At 71.9% G+C, this 16,635-nt stretch carries 16 protein-coding genes, 1 tRNA gene and 1 pseudogene; 8 read left to right on the top strand and 10 right to left on the bottom strand.

Annotated features, from left to right (window positions below; all coding sequences use genetic code 11):
• Positions 1-182 precede the first annotated feature (182 nt).
• On the top strand, positions 183-533 hold the full coding sequence (locus AB0L06_RS26215; protein WP_500233742.1) for a DUF4234 domain-containing protein: 351 nt from the start codon (positions 183-185) through the stop codon (positions 531-533).
• 266 nt (positions 534-799) lie between these two features.
• Entirely contained in the window at positions 800-1,093 is a 294-nt protein-coding gene (locus tag AB0L06_RS26210) for a DUF4234 domain-containing protein (protein WP_500233741.1), read from the top strand.
• Between the two features lie 9 nt (positions 1,094-1,102).
• Here AB0L06_RS26210 and AB0L06_RS26205 read toward each other — a convergent pair whose 3' ends face one another.
• The gene (locus AB0L06_RS26205) at positions 1,103-2,713 is read right to left on the bottom strand and encodes a long-chain fatty acid--CoA ligase (RefSeq protein WP_500233740.1); all 1,611 of its coding nucleotides are present in this window, start codon (positions 2,711-2,713) and stop codon (positions 1,103-1,105) included.
• Between the two features lie 336 nt (positions 2,714-3,049).
• Positions 3,050-3,532, bottom strand: a pseudogene (locus AB0L06_RS26200) (SigE family RNA polymerase sigma factor); the annotation flags it as partial.
• Between the two features lie 360 nt (positions 3,533-3,892).
• On the opposite strand from AB0L06_RS26200, the gene AB0L06_RS26195 reads away from it, so the two are divergent.
• The gene (locus AB0L06_RS26195) at positions 3,893-4,903 is read left to right on the top strand and encodes a hypothetical protein (protein WP_500233739.1); all 1,011 of its coding nucleotides are present in this window, start codon (positions 3,893-3,895) and stop codon (positions 4,901-4,903) included.
• On the top strand, positions 4,897-5,952 hold the full coding sequence (locus AB0L06_RS26190) for a MauE/DoxX family redox-associated membrane protein (protein WP_500233738.1): 1,056 nt from the start codon (positions 4,897-4,899) through the stop codon (positions 5,950-5,952). Before AB0L06_RS26195 ends, AB0L06_RS26190 begins: the two co-directional genes overlap by 7 nt.
• Positions 5,953-6,128: 176 nt before the next feature.
• Here the strand turns inward: AB0L06_RS26190 and AB0L06_RS26185 are convergent, their stop codons facing one another.
• The 3 genes from AB0L06_RS26185 to AB0L06_RS26175 all read right to left on the bottom strand — a co-directional run bounded on the left by AB0L06_RS26185 (position 6,129) and on the right by AB0L06_RS26175 (position 9,507).
• Entirely contained in the window at positions 6,129-7,313 is a 1,185-nt protein-coding gene (locus AB0L06_RS26185; protein WP_500233737.1) for a DUF8462 domain-containing protein, read from the bottom strand.
• A gap of 444 nt (positions 7,314-7,757) precedes the next feature.
• Entirely contained in the window at positions 7,758-8,393 is a 636-nt protein-coding gene (gene wrbA / locus AB0L06_RS26180) for an NAD(P)H:quinone oxidoreductase (RefSeq protein WP_500233736.1), read from the bottom strand.
• 103 nt (positions 8,394-8,496) lie between these two features.
• Positions 8,497-9,507: a pirin family protein gene (locus AB0L06_RS26175; RefSeq protein ID WP_500233735.1), complete on the bottom strand. Its 1,011-nt coding sequence runs from the start codon at positions 9,505-9,507 to the stop codon at positions 8,497-8,499.
• 142 nt (positions 9,508-9,649) lie between these two features.
• On the opposite strand from AB0L06_RS26175, the gene AB0L06_RS26170 reads away from it, so the two are divergent.
• The gene (locus AB0L06_RS26170) at positions 9,650-10,108 is read left to right on the top strand and encodes a MarR family winged helix-turn-helix transcriptional regulator (protein ID WP_500233734.1); all 459 of its coding nucleotides are present in this window, start codon (positions 9,650-9,652) and stop codon (positions 10,106-10,108) included.
• A gap of 43 nt (positions 10,109-10,151) precedes the next feature.
• Here the strand turns inward: AB0L06_RS26170 and AB0L06_RS26165 are convergent, their stop codons facing one another.
• Positions 10,152-10,544: a hypothetical protein gene (locus AB0L06_RS26165; RefSeq protein WP_500233733.1), complete on the bottom strand. Its 393-nt coding sequence runs from the start codon at positions 10,542-10,544 to the stop codon at positions 10,152-10,154.
• A gap of 197 nt (positions 10,545-10,741) precedes the next feature.
• Between AB0L06_RS26165 and AB0L06_RS26160 the strand changes: the two genes are divergently transcribed.
• A complete protein-coding gene (locus tag AB0L06_RS26160; protein ID WP_500233732.1) occupies positions 10,742-11,599 on the top strand; it encodes a M15 family metallopeptidase in 858 nt (285 codons plus the stop codon).
• Between the two features lie 79 nt (positions 11,600-11,678).
• Here the strand turns inward: AB0L06_RS26160 and AB0L06_RS26155 are convergent, their stop codons facing one another.
• Both AB0L06_RS26155 and AB0L06_RS26150 read right to left on the bottom strand, forming a co-directional pair.
• Positions 11,679-11,864 (bottom strand): hypothetical protein, encoded by a 186-nt coding sequence (locus tag AB0L06_RS26155; RefSeq protein ID WP_500233731.1) that lies wholly within the window; start codon positions 11,862-11,864, stop codon positions 11,679-11,681.
• A 32-nt stretch (positions 11,865-11,896) separates the two neighbouring features.
• Positions 11,897-12,766, bottom strand: coding sequence for an alanyl-tRNA editing protein (locus AB0L06_RS26150; protein ID WP_500233730.1), 870 nt, complete (start codon positions 12,764-12,766; stop codon positions 11,897-11,899).
• A gap of 73 nt (positions 12,767-12,839) precedes the next feature.
• Here AB0L06_RS26150 and AB0L06_RS26145 point away from each other — a divergent pair.
• Positions 12,840-12,929, top strand: a tRNA-Ser gene (locus tag AB0L06_RS26145).
• Between the two features lie 103 nt (positions 12,930-13,032).
• A complete protein-coding gene (locus AB0L06_RS26140) occupies positions 13,033-13,683 on the top strand; it encodes a hypothetical protein (RefSeq protein ID WP_500233729.1) in 651 nt (216 codons plus the stop codon).
• Positions 13,684-13,686: 3 nt separating this feature from the next.
• Here the strand turns inward: AB0L06_RS26140 and AB0L06_RS26135 are convergent, their stop codons facing one another.
• On the bottom strand, positions 13,687-14,052 hold the full coding sequence (locus tag AB0L06_RS26135) for a signal peptidase I (RefSeq protein WP_500233839.1): 366 nt from the start codon (positions 14,050-14,052) through the stop codon (positions 13,687-13,689).
• 160 nt (positions 14,053-14,212) lie between these two features.
• Complete coding sequence (locus AB0L06_RS26130; RefSeq protein WP_500233728.1) at positions 14,213-16,537, bottom strand: MinD/ParA family ATP-binding protein; 2,325 nt, start codon at positions 16,535-16,537, stop codon at positions 14,213-14,215.
• Positions 16,538-16,635 lie beyond the last annotated feature (98 nt).

Raw genomic sequence — 16,635 nt, 5'->3', positions numbered from 1 at the left:
CAGATTCGGCCAGTCTCGGGCAATTTCGGAAAAAGAGCGGCGTGACGCGACGATCTACGGAAGGGTGTCAGACTCCGCGAATCACCCATGGTTCGCGTGAGTTCTGACGTTACGCCTGCCAGCCCAGCGCTCTCACGCGCGATATCGCAGGTCTTCTACATGTCACCGGAGGAAACAGCACCGTGAAGCAGCGCAACATCTTCGCCGTCTGGCTCGGTCTGCCGATCATCACGTTCGGCATCTACGGGCTCGTCTGGATCTTCAAGATCCACGACGAGATGAACCGCTCCTACCCCGAGAACGGCGCGTCCAGCGCCGGGTCCGCACTGTGCTCGGTGCTGTTCGGCTTCATCACGCTCGGCATCTGGCCGCTGATCGTGCTGATCAAGTTCGGCGCCGGCCTCACCGAGGCGCAGCGCCGCGCCGGCCGCCAGCCGAGCTTCAGCAACGGCCTCGGCATCCTGCTGCTGATCTTCGGCTTCGGCCCGCTCTACTACCAGAGCGAGCTGAACAAGATCGCCACCCAGCGCTGATCACGGCGTCGGCGCGTACCTGAAGCGCGTCGGCGACCTCGAACGGGCGGGCCGCCGCGGCCCCGGGCACACCCCCGGCCACGGCGGCCCGTCCGTTGTTCAGCGACTCGTCCCGCTGTCTGGCCGACTCCTCTCTCGCCCGACAGCCCGTCCCCTGTCCGACAGCCCGTCCGTTGCCCGACGTGGCCGTTTGCGGACGCGCGGGCACGTCGGACGTGGGCCCCGCATCAGAGTTCCTCTCACTATCGGCCGCAGAGGAACACTTCGTGATCGCCGTGAAGCGTCGCAACATCTGCGCCGTGTGGCTGATCCTGCCGTTCGTCATGTTCGGCATCTATGGCTTCTTCTGGGTCTACCGGACGCACGAGAATCTGCGCTGGGACCACCCCGGCGCGGGATCGGTGACCGGCGCGCACGCGCTCGCCGAGGCGCAAGACAGGTCGTCCGCCACTGGACACCGGGTGACCTTCAGTCAGCCGGTCGGCATCCTGCTCGCGTTCCTCGGCTTCGGCGGCCTCTACTACCAGGCCGAACTCAACAAGATCGCGGAGGAGGGCTGACGCCGGGGCTCAGCCGAGGTGCTCGACGGTGAGGTCGCCGTCGGCGTAGCGGCGCCGGATCACCTTCTTGTCGAACTTCCCGACGCTCGTCTTCGGCACCTCGACGATGAACGCCCAGCGTTCGGGCAGCTGCCAGTGCGGGAGGCCCAGGCCGAGGAACCCGCGCAGGTCGTCCGCCGTCGCCGTCGCGCCCTCGCGCAGGACGACCGACGCGAGCGGACGCTCCTGCCAGCGGTCGTCCGGGACGCCGACGACCGCCGCCTCGATCACGTCCGGGTGCGCCATCAGCGCGTTCTCCAGCGCGACCGACGAGATCCACTCGCCGCCGGACTTGATGACGTCCTTGGCGCGGTCGGTCAGCACGAGGTAGCCGTCCGGGCTGAGCGTCCCGACGTCGCCGGTGCGCAGCCAGCCGTCGTGGAACCGGCCCGCGTCCTCGTCTTTGACGTACGCGCCGGTGATCCACGGGCCGCGGATCTCGACCTCGCCCACCGAGACGCCGTCGTTCGGCATGATCCGGTCGCCGTCCCCGACGATCCGGACCTCCAGCCCGGCCAGCACCCGGCCCTGCGTGACCCGGTACCGGACGGCCTCGTCCCCGTCCACGCCGAGCGGCGGGTGCGCGAGCGTCGCGACCGGCGAGGTCTCCGTCATCCCCCACGCCTGGACGATCCGGACCCCCAGCTCGTCGAACCCGCGCAGCAGCGACTCCGGAACCGCCGACCCGCCGCACGGCACCAGCCGCAGCGACGACAGGTCGGCGCCGTGGTCGTTCACCCGCCGCAGCACGTCCGCCCAGATCGTCGGGACGGCCCCCGCGATCGTCGGACGCTCCGTCTCGATCATCTCGACCAGCGGCTCGGCCTGCAGGAACCGGTCGGGCATGACGAGGGACGCCCCGGCGAGGAGCGCCGCGTACGGCAGGCCCCACGCGTTCGCGTGGAACATCGGGACGACCGGCAGCACGCGGTCGGACGCGTCGAGCCCGAACGCGTTACCCGTCGCCGCGGACATCGAATGCAGGTACGACGACCGGTGCGAGTACGCGACGCCCTTCGGGTTCCCGGTCGTGCCGCTCGTGTAGCAGAGCGCCGCGGCCTGGCGTTCGTCCAGCTCAGGCCAGTCGAAATCGGGGGACGCGGTGGCCAGCAGGTCCTCGTAGGAGTGCAGCTCCTTGCCCGCGCCCTCGAGCGGCGCGGTGTCGGCGTCACCGACGACGAGCACGTGCCGGACGGTCTTCATGTCGGGCAGGATCGGTGCCAGCAGCGGCACGAGCGACGCGTCCACCAGCACGACCCGGTCCTCGGCGTGGCCCGCGATGTAGGCGAGTTGCTCCGCGGTCAGCCGGATGTTGAGCGTGTGCAGCACCGCGCCCATCGACGGGATCGCGAGGTAGGCCTCCAGGTGCTCGGCGTTGTTCCACATGAACGTGCCGACCCGCTGGTCACCGTCCACACCGAGGCCGCGCAGCGCGTTCGCGAGCCGCGCCGCGCGCTCGCCGACCTCCGCGTACGTCCGTCGCCGCGGACCGTCCGCCGTCCATGTCACGACCTCGCGCGCGCCGAACACCTCGGTCCCGAACCGCATGATCGAAGTGATGGTCAGGGGGACGTCCTGCATCGTGCTCCACACGGCGCGCCTCCAGTGTCCGGCTCCAGGTGGTGAACCGGATTCTGGCCGCTGGACGACCCGCTTGTCAGTACCCCGGAGTCAACTCGAAGACGCTCCTTACCGCCCAGCTCCAGCACCCCCGCCGCCGCCACCGCCCGCCCGCGTTCGGCGCCAGCGCCGCTGTCCCGCCGTCCGTCCTCGGCGTCAGGGGCGCTGGCTCGTTGGTCCGTCCTCGTCACCGGGGTCGCCGTCTGCGGCGTGATGTGGGTGCGGGTGGCCGGAGTCGTCCGGGTGGGGCTGGTCGTCGGTGTCGTCGTGGGCGTTCGGTTGCGGGAAGTCGGCCTCCAGGCCCGCGTCGTCGCGGAGCTTGGCCATGGCGCGGGAGACGGTGCTCTTCACGGTGCCGACGCTGATGCCGAGGATCTCGGCGATCTCGGTCTCGGGCATGTCCTCGTAGTAGCGCAGGACGACGGCGGCGCGCTGCCGGGCGGGCAGGCGGCCGAGCGCGCGGCCGAGGGCGTCCTGCATCTCGCTGCGGCCGGTGTGGTCGTCCACGGGACGGTCCGGGAGTTCGTCGGTCGGGTAGACCTCGAGCTTCCGCCGCCGCCACCAGGAGATCTGCGTGTTGACCATGGCGCGCCGGACGTAGCCGTCCACGGCGGCGCGGTCGTGGATCCGGTCCCACGCGAGGTAGGTCTTGGCGAGGGCGGCCTGGAGCAGGTCCTCGGCCTCGGCGCGGTCGCCGGTGAGCCGCATCGCGGCGCGCAGCATGACCGGGCCGCGCGCCGCCACGTACGCGCGGAACTCCTCGTGCCGCGTGTTGGTCACTTCACCACCGAGTCCGGTCCGCGCGGTGCCGTCCGGCGGGGTCCGCCGGACGGGCCGCCCCACGGGGTCCGCCGGGCGGGGGCCGATGCCCGGACGGCCGTGCCGTGAACCGGCCGGCGCCCGGGCCCGGACGGCCGCGCGCCGCGACCGCCGCCGAAGATCCCGACCCGCTTCGACGATGACACGGTGATCGTAATTCCGGGCCAACAGATTCGGCATATTCGGGTCAACCCGGTGGAGGATGATTCGCCCGAGTTAGGGAAAACCAATCCGCTAAACGACTTATGACGACAAATCCGTCGACAGCGCGACCACGCGGCGTGACTCTTGACTCCACCGACTGACAGCCGGAGGACAGCGATGCCCGCACAGCGCGATTCGGCCGCCCGGCGGCGCTACCGCCGGGCCGTGCTGGGCGGCGGACCGCCGCCGCCCGACCCGCCCGCCCCTCCACTGCGCGTCCTGACCGGGACCGTGCTCGACGCGAGTCCGCACGTCCTCGCGCTGGTGACGGCGGCCGGGGAGGCCCGGTTGCCGATGACCGCGACGACGACGGTGTGGCACGCCGGGCGCTGGGGCTCCGCCGAGCCCCGCCCGGGGCAGCAGGCGCTGGTCAGGATGGACGCGGCCGGTCTCGCCGCCGACCGCGTCTGGCTCGACATCGGCCGGGTGACCGGAACCATCCTGTCCGCCGGCCGGGACATGCTCGAGGTGGACCTGGGCCCGCACCGCGGCCGGGCCCGGGTCTTACTCGAACCACGTGCGTTCCAACTCGTCCAGGTGCGGCATCCACGGCTCGAACCGGGCTACCTCGTGGACGTGCTGTGCGTCCGCTCGCCCGCCGGACCGCGCGCCGTCGCGCCCGCCACGTCCCAGCCCGGGCACCGCGCCGACGACCTGGCCTCCCCCGCGCCGGACGCGCCCGTCCCCGCGGTGACGCGCGGCACCGCCACCTGGTGCGGCTGGCCCGGCGCACCGCAGACCACCGGCATGGGCGACGGCACCACGTTCGCTCCCGGACCGGGGGGAGGCCCGCCGGAGAACGCGGTCGCGTATCCGGCGGTCGAGGGGGAGGGGGTGGCCGGGGGGTGCGGGGAGGCGCCTCCCGGCTGCGTTCCGCTCCCGCTGCTGTCGGTCGGCAGCGGCCTGGACGTGGTCAATGACTGTTCGGGACGCGGCGCGGCGCTGACCGTGGCCGAGTGCGGATGCGTCGCGGCGCGGTTCTGCGACAGGTGCGTGGAGTGCGGGACGTCCCCGCGCGGCCGGATCGTCGAGCTCGGGCCCGCGGCGTTCGCGGCGCTGGGAGGAGATCTCGACGCCGGGTGCTTCAACGTGACGGTGCGGTGGGGAGTGGAGGGCCGGCCATGGTGACGGTGGTGCAGAACGTCCAGGTGCTGATGCTGGCGGGGGTCCTGCTGGCGGCCTGCCTGGCGAAACTGGCGGTGCGGGAGCCGGCCGCGGCCGGGCCGCACGCGCACGGCGGGTTGCGGGTGCACGGCGTTCCGGTCGCGCAACGTCAGGCGCGGGTTGTGCTCCTGCTGCGCGGACGGCGGGCCGGGCTCGTCCTCGGACTGGTCGAGGGACTGCTCGGGCTGGCCCTGCTGCTGTCGTCGCAGCTCCTGGTGCGTGTCGTGGCGACGATCGGCTTCGCGGGCGCGACCTGGGCGGTGCTGGAGCTGCGGGCCCGTCGTCCGGAGGCGGGATGCGGCTGCTTCGGCGGCCTCAGCATGAAGCGCGTCGGACGTCGCAGCGTGCTGCGCGCGATGCTGTTCACGGCGGCGGCCGTCGTGTCCCTCGGCGCGTCCCGCGCGGGAGTGGAGGTGCCGCGGCTCGGCACCGGCCGCGTCATGGGCGTCCTGGCGCTGGAACTGGCGCTGTTCGCCTCGCTCTCACCCGAGCTGGCCGTCCTGTGCGGACGGGGTCGGGGCGGTGCCCGCGCGCGTGCCCTCGTCCTCGGACGCCGTGCCCGGCGGGACGTCCCGTGCGAGCGGCGGCAGAGCCCGCTCTCGGAGACCTTCGCGACGCTGTACGCCAGCAGCGCCTGGATCACCTTCGAGAACTCCCTGGTCAGCGCCACGCCCCTGGACATCTGGCGCGAGGGCTGCCACCGCTTCCTCGTCTACCGGGTGCGGCTGCACGAGACCGACATGGACATCGTCTTCGCCGTCTCCACCGCAGCCCGGGACCGCGACGTCCGCCACGCCCTGCTCCCACTCCCGACCCCGGACCCAGCGGAGGCGACACCCCCGGCCCCCGCCGCTCCGCCCGCGCGGGGACCCCGTCCTGACAGCCCTCAGCCGAGCCGAGTTCGGACGCGTCGTCCCTGGTCGCGACCGTTCTCTAAGCCTTTCTTGGGGCATCAGCAGACGGCCGTGGACAGCACGATGAGACATCCCATCGGTGAATCTACGGCTCTCTAGTTCTCACGCTAGGCAGGCCGATATTTCACTCGTCAGTGCTTTCTAAGGCTTTCTAGTGCTGACACAAGACAGCACTAGAAAGAGGTAGTGGCGCGGGTCGATGTGACCATCTACCCGTGTCTACCTGGGACGTTAGAAAGTCGTAGACAGAGCTGACGAAGCGCCGGCCGGGGGGATCAGGCCGGCTGGGAGCGCAGGAAGCCGCCGAAGTGCGGGACGGTGAAGGCCACCAGGCCGCGCTCGGCGCTGTAGATCAGTCCTTTCTTGATCAGGCCGTCGCGGGCGGGCGAGAGGCTGGACGGCTTGCGGCCCAGCTCCTCGGCGACGGCGGCGGTGGGGACCGGGTCGTCGCCGAGCGTGGCCATGGCGCGCATGTAGTCGCGCTCGGCGGGGGTCGCGCGCTCGTAGCGGCTGCCGAAGAAGCCGACCGCGAGCTCGCTCTCGGCCTCGGGGGCCGCGACCTTGACGTCCTCGATGGTGATCGGAGTGCCGGGCGCGACGTCCCAGGCGACCTTGGCGTAGGCCTGGACGAAGTAGGGGTAGCCGTCGGCCGCGCCGTACAGCTCGTCGAGGGCTTCCTGGGTGAAGGTGACGTCCTCGCGCTCGGCCGGGGCGAGCAGCGCGATGTCGGCGGACTCCCGGTCGAGCCGGTCGATGCGGGTGTACCGGAACAGCCGCTCGGAGTAGGACTTGCTCGCCGACAGGACGGCGGGCAGGTGCGGCAGGCCCGCGCCGACCACGATCAGCGGGCCGCCGCTCTGCGACAGCTCGTGGCAGGCGGCGCACAGCGCGGACACGTCGTCGGCGGGGATGTCCTGCATCTCGTCGACGAACAGGGCGATGCCCGAGCCCACGTCGGTGGCGACGGACGCCGCGTCGGTGAGCAGCTCGGTGAGGTCGATCTCCAGGTCGCCGGAGTCGGCGCGGCCGCGTGAGGCGGGCACGTCGATGCCCGGCTGCCAGCGGTGCACGCGCGCCTTCCCCTTGGCGTCCTCCTCGGGCCCGGCCTGCGCGAACGCCTTGAGCACGCCGAGGAAGCCCTCGATGCGGTCCGGCGCGCGGTGCCGGGGTGCGAGCTCTCGGACGGCCATGTGCAGCGCGGACGCGACAGGACGGCGGATCGACTGGTCGGGCCGAGCCTCGATCTTGCCGGTGCCCCACAGTCGCTGCACGGCCATCGAACGGAAGGTGTTGAGCAGTACGGTCTTGCCGACGCCGCGCAGCCCGGTGATGATCATGCTGCGCTCGGGCCGGCCGCGGGCCACCCGCTCCAGCACGACCTCGAACTGCTTCAGCTCGCGGTCGCGCCCGGCCAGTTCGGGCGGGCGCTGGCCCGCGCCCGGGGCGTAGGGATTGCGCACGGGATCCACGGTCTCGGACTCTATGAGTCGATATAGCTGCGGCCGTAGATTTCCGTAGAAAGGCGTACGGCGTGTCGCGCTCGTGCGCCCGCACCCCTGGGCGGGCTGCGAGCGGGCGGCCACCGTCGCCACCATGCGGACCTCCGGACGGAGCGGTCGAGGTTGATCGAACCTGTGTTCGAACTGTTCGAACACAGTAGCGCATCCCCGCGACGCCCGTCATCCCGCCTCGCAAAGAAACGACCACGCCTCGCTGAGGCGTGGTCGTTTCGCGTGGATTGCCCCGACAACGGGCGCGTTTCCGCCGGTCAGGCCCCTGATTTCGGCCCGCCACCGTCCCCGTTTCAGGACGGCACCCCTTGTCGTGACGCCGTCCCGGGGCCGGGTTGTGGCTGACCCTCGCGTTGGCCGCACGGCCGGCCCCGGGACGGCGTGTCCGTGGCGTCAGGCCGATTCGATGACGGCCTGGCCGGTCCGGAGGGCCCGGGTGACCTCGGTGACGCGGCGGGCCTGGAACTCGATGGCGGCCAGCTCGACCTCGCCCGGCATGTCCTCGCCGTTGTTGGAGACGTGGCTGGTGCCGTACGGGTTGCCCTGCTGGAACATGATCGGGTCCGCGTAGCCGGGCGGGACGATGATCGCGCCCCAGTGGTAGAAGGTGTTGTTCATCGCCAGGATCGTGGACTCCTGGCCGCCGTGCGCGGTGGCGCTCGCGGTGAACGAGCTGCCGACCTTGCCGACCAGGCGCCCCTGGCCCCACAGCGGTCCGGTGGTGTCGAGGAACTGCTTCATCTGCGCGGCGGGCAGCCCGAACCGGGTCGGCGAGCCGAGCAGGATGGCGTCCGCCCAGTCCAGGTCGTCCAGGGAGGCCTCGACGACGTGCTGGGTGGCGGCGGCGTGGTCGGCCCAGCCCTGGTTGGAGGCGATCGCCTCGGCCGGGGCCAGCTCCCTCACCTTGCGCAGCCGTACCTGGGCGCCCGCCTTCTCGGCGGCCGTCGCGGCGGCCTTGGCGAGGTCGAAGACCGTGCCCGTGGACGAGTAGTAGATGACCGCGACGTTGATGGGACGCTCGAGGCTCATGACCGTTCCCTCTTCTTCGAAGTAAGGCGTTGCAGGTGTTCTTGCTGGTGAGGGGTCGTCTCCGGACGCGTCGGCGGGTGCCGGCGCGTCCGGAGGAGGTGGGTTAGGAGAGGTTCTCGTCGCGCTCCGACAGGTGCGGGAGCTTCTCGGCCGGGATGGTCCCCATCCGTCCGGCCTGGAAGTCCTCGAACGCCTGGACGATCTCGTCGCGCGTGTTCATCACGAACGGTCCGTAGCGGGCGACCGGCTCGCGCAGCGGCATCCCGCCGAGGATCAGAACCTCCCAGCCGTTCTTGCTTGCGGTCGGCTGCGACTGGGCCGCGTGCAGCATCAGCCCGTCGGTCTCACCCTGGTGGTGCGACCCGGCGAACGCCGCGAGCTGGCCCTCGTCCAGGCCGATCTCCTCGACGCCGGCCGTCCCGCGCCCGGACAGGACGTAGGCGATGGCGTTGAAGTCGCGCGGCCACGGCAGCGTGAGCCGCGCGCCCGGCGCGATGGTCGCGTGCAGGTAGGTGATGGGCGTGTGGGTGATCCCCGGCCCGTCGAATCCGCCGACCTGTCCCGCGATCACGCGCACGAGGGACGAGCCGTCGTCGGACGACAGCAGCTTGACGTCCTGCGCGTGGATGTCCTGGTAGCGGGGCTTGGCCCACTTCTCGGCGCGCGGCAGGTTCACCCAGAGCTGGACGCCGTGGAACAGGCCGCCCTTGGCGACCAGCTCCGGCGGCGGCTGCTCGATGTGCTGGATGCCCGCGCCCGCGGTCATCCACTGGGTGCCACCGTCGGCGATCAGGCCGCCGCCACCGGTGGTGTCGTGGTGCTGGAAGGCGCCGTCGAGGATGTAGGTGACGGTCTCGAAACCCCGGTGCGGGTGCCAGGGCGTTCCCTTGGCCTCACCCGGCGCGTACTCGACCGCGCCCATGTGGTCCAGGAGCAGGAACGGGTCGGCCATGGCCAGGCTCACGGACGGGAACGGGCGGCGGACCTGGAAGCCCTCGCCCTCCAGGTGCTTCTCGGCGGTGACGACCTTGGCCACACGCCTCCAGTCGGTCCCCTCCCGGCCCAGGCGCGGGAGACGGGGCAGCGTCATCGGGTCGGCCAGCACGGCGGGCATGGCGTCTCCTCTCGGTCGGGTCCCAGGCCGTCCGCCCGGGGCTTGTGTCATCCGGAACGTTGTTGAAGGTTCAAGTATTCCGGCTGAGGCCCACTGTAGGCGAACTTAGTTGAAAGTTCAACCTGGGAGCTATACTCCCCGCATGACTGAACCGCGCTGGCTCGGCGCCGCCCAGCAACGCGACTGGCGGGCCTTCGTGGACGGCAGCGTCCGCCTCACCGAGATCATGGACCGGGACCTCAAGGCCAAGCACGGCCTGTCGGTCTCCGAGTACGAGATCCTCGTCCGCCTCTCCGAATCCCCCGAACGCAGGCTTCGCATGGCCGAGTTGGCCGAGCACGCCAGCCAGTCCCGCAGCAGGCTGTCCCACACCTGCTCACGGCTGGAGTCCAAGGGCCTGGTCCGCCGGGACAACTGCCCGAACGACAAGCGCGGCGTGTACGCGTTCCTCACCGACACGGGCTTCGAGGCGCTGGACCGCGCCGCCCGCGACCATGTCGAGACCGTCCGGGACTACTTCGTGGACGTCGTCGACCCCGTCGACCTCGAGGCGGTCGGACGCGCCTTCACCGCCGTCCTCAAACGCATCGACAACGGCTAGCCGTACCGGCCTCCGGCCTCCGGGCCCCGCGAGCGGCGCGGGCTCAGAAGTCGAGGCCGGTCAGGAAGCCGACCGAGACCAGAGTGAGGAACGCCCAGCAGATCATCATCCCGAAGCCGAACGGCCGCCCCCGGCCCCCGACCTTCCACACCAGCAGCGAGCCGAGCCCGAACGCCACCACGATCAGCGCGAAGAACTGGGGCATCGTGCTCGGCCGCTTCGCCATCATCATCGGCGCGTACATCATCACGAGATCGATGAACGCGAAGGTCAGCGCGCCCGCCGTGCCGGTCCACAGTGCGCTGCGGCCGGGTAGCCGCGGCGGCCGCTCCCAGCGCAGGCGCGGCTGCTCGGCCGGCGGCGCCTCGACGGTGGACGCCACCGAGAAGATCTCGTCTTCCAGGCTCGGGACCTGATCGTCCCGTGGTTGGGTCATCGCTCCCCCTCGGACCGGGCGGGGCCCCGCGTCCAGGGCGTGTCCGTACCGGACCGGTCCTCTTCCGGCCCGGTTCCGGTCGTCCGCCCGCCCGTCTACCGGTCGTCCGTCGGCCGCCCGTGAGGGCGCGCCCTTCTTCGCACGGTAGCGAATCCAAGGTCCCACGCGAAGGCCGTTGACCGTGCCATCCTGCTGGAATGCCGCTGCACCGGACTCCCAGCTCCCGGATCCGTGCCGTCCGCGACGACGCCGCCGGACCGTCCCGCCGCCCGTGCGCGCGCGTCCCCGCACCTGCCGGGACGACCCGCCGGGCGGCCACGTTCGCCGCCGCGCTCGCGCTCGCGTCGGCCGCCGCGACCGGTTGCGGTCACGGGGAATCGAAGGCCCCTTCGACCGCCTCGCCCGCCACGCCGCCCGTCGCGACCGGCTCGCCGACCGGGACCGTCGGCACGGCGACCGCCACCTCGTCGCCGACGCAGAACCTCGAGCACTTCCAGGCCCAGGTCAACAAGGTGACGGCGAAGGACCTGCCGCACTCGTGGCACTCGGGCTGCCCGGTCCCGCCGTCCGGGCTCCGGATGATCGTCATGAACTACTGGGGCATGGACGGCCGCCCGCACCCGGACGGGAAGCTCGTCGTGAACGCCTCGGCCGCGAACAAACTGACCGGCGTGTTCCGCCAGCTGTTCCAGAACAAGTATCCGATCCACAAGATGGTGCCGGTGGACGCCTACAAGGGCAGCGACTTCGACTCCATCGAGGACGACAACACCTCGGCGTTCAACTGCCGCAACGCGACCGGGTCGGGCAGCTGGTCGCAGCACGCCTACGGGCTCGCGGTCGACCTCAACACCTGCGAGAACCCGTACGTCCACGCCAACGGGCACATCGAGCACCCGCGCTGCGTGAAGTTCGGCGACCGCTCGCGCCGCGACCCGGGGATGATCCACGCGGGGGACTCGACGGTCAAGGCGTTCGCCTCGATCGGCTGGGGCTGGGGCGGTTCGTGGGCCGGCACCCGCGACTACCAGCACTTCTCCAGCAACGGCCGCTGACCGGGCGGTCGGGAGGAGCGCCGCCGCCGGGCGAACGGGGAGCCGGGCGGGCGGGCGCCTCGTCCTTCTGGGGAGCGTTCTACGACATCATCGTGACGAGCGCGATCGCCAGGACGGCGACGACGACCACCACGGCGACGATCCCGACGATGAGCCCGACGTTGCCGCCGGACACCTTCGGCTCCGGCTGCTGCTGCGCCTGGGCCACGAAATTCTCGAACTGGTGAGTGGTTCCGGCCGGATCATTCGGCGTCTGCTGAGACATGCGGTGAAGAGTAACGAAGCCTTCCGGACCTTTCAGGCCGTTTCGACTCTTGTCTCGACGACGAGTTCGTCCCCGGATTCGGTGAGCTCGAGCCGGACGCGCGCGGTCGCCAGTTCCCCGGTGCGCCGCAGATGGGTCCCGCCGCACGGCAGGGACGCGGTGCCTTCCGGCAGGTCACAGCGCCAGACCCGGCGCGCGGCGAGGTCCGCCGAAGGCACCTCGATCCGGACCGGAACGTCCGCCTGGATCCATCCGGCGAGCCGCGCGTTCACCGACGCCGCGATTCCGTCCAGATCGTCGCGAAGGCCGTCGGCGACGAAGCCCTTCTTCCGCAGCGACTTCCCGATCCGGTAGGTGTCGACGCTGCCGTCCGGGACGATCCGGGACGCGGTGATCGCGAGCTGGTCGAAGTCGGGACGACCCAGGCCGTCCGTCCGGGGGGCGTCCTTGCGCCACCGCTCCGTGAGCGCCTCGTTCAGCGCGAGCGCCATCAGGTGACACGCGGTGTGCCCGGCCGACAGCGCCCGCCGCCGCACCGGCTCGACGTCCAGCTCGACCAGCTCGTCCTCGGGGATCCGGCGCTCCAGCACGTGCACGACCAGCCAGGCCCAGTCCGGGTCGCCGCGCCGGACCGGGATGTCCTCCCCGGTCAGGAGCGCTCCACCGGCGATCGGCATCGCCCCGGTGACGCAGTCGGCGACCCGCAGCTCCAGCTCGTCCCAGCGCAGCACACCCGTGTCGCCGGGCTGGTCGGGCCAGGTGCTGTCGAGCGGGTGGAACGGCGTCTCCAGCACGATCACGCCGTAGCCGCCGTCCACGGGCGCGGCGGCGACCACCCGCGACCGGCCGCTGACCTCGCCCGCCGGGAAGGTCACCGCGGTCGACTCCTTGATGTCCCCCATCTTGTGAAGCTACCAACCGCGCACGTCGTCCCGGACGTCGCCCTCGTTCCGCACGCTAAGGTTGGGAATGCCAGGAGGCTTCGCCTAGTGGACGAGGGCAACGGTCTTGAAAACCGTCGAGCCGGCACTCCCGGTTCCGTGGGTTCGAATCCCACAGCCTCCGCGTACAGAACCCCCGAGAACACCCGGGGGTTCTTCTTTTTCTCCGGACGACCCTTTGCCACGCGTTGGCGGGCCTCTTGTGGCGGCTCCGGAATCATCGAACGGTGCCGAAGCCGAGTACGGGCGGCTCCGAGGCCAACGCACTGGCGCTCGGCGGGCTGCTGTTCCTGCTGCTGCGGCTGCTCGCGGTCGCCCACTACGACTGGGACGTGGCCTTCTCGCTCGCCGACACCGTCAACTTCGACGACGTGATCGGCGTGGTCGTCGGCACGTTCCTCGGCGCGAGCGGACTCAGCGCGATCGTCCTCGCGCTGGTCCTGCCGGTCGCGGTCGTCCACCACGTCAAACGGGTGCGCGACCGGAACTGGAAACCGCATCACCTGGTGATCCTCGCCGTCCTGATCGGCGTGTTCGTCGCGGCCGTGATCACCCTGCGGGACTGGGTGACGCTGCTGGTCGTCCTGGCGATCAGCTCGCTCTTCCTGCTGGTCGTCCGGCGGAACGGCCCGGCGCTGCCGTGGCTGGAGAAGGCGTCCGCGCACCTCGGGGTGACGGTGTGGCTCGGGCTGTTCGCGCTGGCCGGGCTCACCGACACGGTCTGGGTGCCGGAACAACGCCTGATGTTGAAGGACGGCGCCACCCTCGACGGCTACGTCATGGCCGTGGACAGCCCGTACACCGAGGTGCTGACCGCGAGCGACCGGCGGATCCGCATTCTGGTCAGCCAGGATGTGGTGGCGCGCGCGGAGAAGTAGCCCTTACCTTTGCGGGACGGCGAAGCCGGGGATCGACGGCCACCGGACGGTCAGCACGGTCGACGCCTCCTCGGCCTCCCACGAGTGGTCGACCTTGTCCCAGACGACGTAGTCGCCCTGCTCGGCGAGGACCACGTCGCGTCCGGGGAACTCCATCCGGAACCGGCCGCTGACCAGCACGAGGAGTGCCGTCCGCTCGTCCCCGGTCGCCCACTGGGCGCGCCGCTCACCGGCCGGGTGCACGCCCCACTTGATCTCGACGGCCTCGCTGTGCCGGAGGTCGCCCTCGGGCTTGAAGTGCCCGAGCAGCCAGCCCCGGTCGCCCGCCGCGTCCACGGGCGCCCGGCCCACGTAGATCCCGTCGTCCATAGTCCCCACGACGAGCGACCCTAGCGCCCGCCCCACACGGGACGGACGCTCAGCCCACCCGGCCGCGTCGGGCCCTCGCGCCGTCGGGCCGCGTCAGGCGCTCGCGCCGTCAGGTCGTGTCGGGCGTTCGGGCCTTCGAGCTCTGTCGGCGGGCGGGCGGTCAGGTCGCGTTGGGGCGCTGCCAGGCGAAACCGTCGCCGACCACGGCCGCGAGGTTCAGGTACGCCTCGCGGGTGGCGGGGGCGAGCGCCTCGAGCTCCAGCTCCGCGCCCTCCTCCAGGTGGTCGTCGTACGGGATGCGGACGACCGCGCGGCACCGCGACTCGAAGTGCGCCTGGAGCTTGTCCAGGTCGACCTGGCTGCGGGTGCGGTTGCGGACCATCGACAGCACCACCACGCCGTTGCGGACCAGGTGGCCGTGGTCGTGCGCCTCCAGCCAGTCGAGCGTGGCGCTCGCGGACCGGGCGCCGTCCACCGAAGGCGAGCTGACCAGGACGAGCTGGTCGGCGAGCGCGAGCACGCCCGCCATCGCGCTGTGCAGCAGGCCGGTGCCGCAGTCGGTGATGCAGACCGAGTAGTACTGCTCCAGGACGACTGAGACGGCCGAGTAGTCCTCGGCGCTGAACGCCTCGCTGACCGCCGGGTCACGGTCGGACGCCAGGATCTCCAGCCGCGCCTCGTTCTGCGAGGTGAACGCGCGGACGTCGGCGTACCGGTGCACCCGGTCGCGGTTGTTCAGCAGATCGCGGACCGTCGCGGCGGTCTCCAGCCGGACCTTGTCGCTCAGCGTCCCGCGGTCCGGGTTGGCGTCGACCGCGATCACCCGGTCGCCGCGCAGCGACGACAGCATCGAGCCGAGCCCGGTCGTGGTGGTCGTCTTCCCGACGCCGCCCTTCAGCGACATCACCGCGACCCGGTGGTGCCCGCCCGCGACGTTCGTCCGGGCGCGCGCGACCAGGTCCTTGCGGCGCGTCTCGGACGACGACTCACCCGGGTGGACGTTGCCCGCGGTCGCCTTGTACACCGCGCGCCGCCACCCGCCGGACGGCGCGATCTTGCGCTCGCCCAGCAGGTTCTCCGAGCTCAGGCTCTCGGGGCTCTGCGGCTGCTGAGGCTGCGGCGGATACCCCGGCTGCACCGGCTGCCCGGGCTGCGGCGCGTAGCCCGGACCGGCGGGCGCGCCGTGCGCTCCGGGCGGCGGGACGACCATGCCGGGATGCGCGTTCTGCCCGTCCCCGGGCGGAATCGGAAAGCCCTGCGGCCCCATCCCCGGCACGAACCCACCGTCCGGGCCGGGCACGAACCCCCCAGGCGCGAACCCACCGTCCGGGCCGGGCGCACCAGGAACGAACCCGCCCTCAGGCATAGGCACGAACCCACCCTCAGGCGCAGGGGCGTAGCCGCCCTCCGGGCTAGGAGCGCCAGGGGCACCGGGGGCGAAGCCACCGTCGGGCATAGGTGCGAACCCACCCTCGGGGGCAGGCGTGAAGCCGCCGTCCGGGCCGGGAGCGCCGGGCACGAATCCACCGTCCGGCGCGGGCGCGAAGCCGCCCTCAGGGGCTGGGGCGAACCCGCCTTCCGGGCCGGGAGCGCCGGGCGCACCGGGGGCGAAGCCACCGTCGGGCATGGGTGCGAAGCCACCGTCAGGAGCGGGAGCGAAGCCGCCGTCTGGTGCGGGTGCGTAGCCGCCCTCGGGGACGGGCATGCCGGGCGCGAAGCCGCCTTCGGGGGCGAGGGCGCCCGGCGGGGGGACGGGGCCGCCGGGGAACGGCGGCTGGACGTCGTTGCCGGTCATGGGCTCGCCGGGCGCGGGCGGACCGGCCGGGTCACCGGACGGCGGCTGCTCGCCGAGCGCGCCCGGGTATGCCGGGAAGGCTCCAGGCTCGCCGAACTGGTCGGGGCCGGGAGGCGGCGGGACGGGGCCGCCGTTGCCGGGCGGGTAAGGCGCGTCCATCGGGGGCGGGCCCCAGGTCCCACCGGCGGGGTCGGCCGCCGGGTAGGGCGGCGGCGGGACGGCCGGGACGCCGAACGGGGGCGGGGCCTGTCCGCCGGGTCCGGGAGCGCCGGGGTACGGCGCGGGCGGGACGGGCGCGGACTCGTAAGGCTGGGGGCCGCCCGCGAACGGCGGCGGGGTGGCCGCATAAGGCGGAGGCGAGGGCAGGTCACCGTAGGGTGTGAGCGGAGGCGGCGTCAGCCACGGATTCGGGTCGTTGGGCCCGGACGGCCGCGGACCGCCGATCGGCCCGGGCGCGGACCCGATGGGGCCCGGAGCGGGGCCGATGGGACCGGGCGCCGGGGGATACACGCCGGGGGCGGGCGTCGGCGGCGTGAGGACCGTCTCCTCGCTCTCGCCCTTCGCCTCGTCGGGCGCGGGGGCGGCCTTGCCGGCGGGTGGACGGTCTCCGTCGGCGGGTTCGCCGCTCATCGCGTCCAGGGAGGCGAGGCGCTCCTCCAGCGAGGGACCGTCCTGATCGTTCCGTGCCACCGTCTCTCCCCTCGGTGCTGCCATTAAACGATCTTTTACCGACATGGACGACGGCAACGACCAAGAGCAGGATACCGACGCTTCTTACCGCATATCAC

Source organism: Spirillospora sp. NPDC052269 (assembly GCF_040679435.1).
GTDB lineage: Bacteria > Actinomycetota > Actinomycetes > Streptosporangiales > Streptosporangiaceae > Spirillospora.
The sequence above is the reverse complement of the archived record's forward strand: the minus strand, read 5'-3'. Positions and strand labels throughout refer to the sequence as shown.

What these genes read in the sequence shown, in the direction of transcription:
- AB0L06_RS26205 (WP_500233740.1), bottom strand. Translation starts at nt 2,713, where the DNA reads ATGCAGGACGTCCCCCTGACCATCACTTCGATCATGCGGTTCGGGACC.
- wrbA (WP_500233736.1), bottom strand. Translation starts at nt 8,393, where the DNA reads ATGAGCCTCGAGCGTCCCATCAACGTCGCGGTCATCTACTACTCGTCC.
- AB0L06_RS26190 (WP_500233738.1), top strand. Translation starts at nt 4,897, where the DNA reads ATGGTGACGGTGGTGCAGAACGTCCAGGTGCTGATGCTGGCGGGGGTC.
- AB0L06_RS26160 (WP_500233732.1), top strand. Translation starts at nt 10,742, where the DNA reads ATGCCGCTGCACCGGACTCCCAGCTCCCGGATCCGTGCCGTCCGCGAC.
- AB0L06_RS26135 (WP_500233839.1), bottom strand. Translation starts at nt 14,052, where the DNA reads ATGGACGACGGGATCTACGTGGGCCGGGCGCCCGTGGACGCGGCGGGC.
- AB0L06_RS26165 (WP_500233733.1), bottom strand. Translation starts at nt 10,544, where the DNA reads ATGACCCAACCACGGGACGATCAGGTCCCGAGCCTGGAAGACGAGATC.
- AB0L06_RS26170 (WP_500233734.1), top strand. Translation starts at nt 9,650, where the DNA reads ATGACTGAACCGCGCTGGCTCGGCGCCGCCCAGCAACGCGACTGGCGG.
- AB0L06_RS26150 (WP_500233730.1), bottom strand. Translation starts at nt 12,766, where the DNA reads ATGGGGGACATCAAGGAGTCGACCGCGGTGACCTTCCCGGCGGGCGAG.
- AB0L06_RS26175 (WP_500233735.1), bottom strand. Translation starts at nt 9,507, where the DNA reads ATGCCCGCCGTGCTGGCCGACCCGATGACGCTGCCCCGTCTCCCGCGC.
- AB0L06_RS26155 (WP_500233731.1), bottom strand. Translation starts at nt 11,864, where the DNA reads ATGTCTCAGCAGACGCCGAATGATCCGGCCGGAACCACTCACCAGTTC.
- AB0L06_RS26195 (WP_500233739.1), top strand. Translation starts at nt 3,893, where the DNA reads ATGCCCGCACAGCGCGATTCGGCCGCCCGGCGGCGCTACCGCCGGGCC.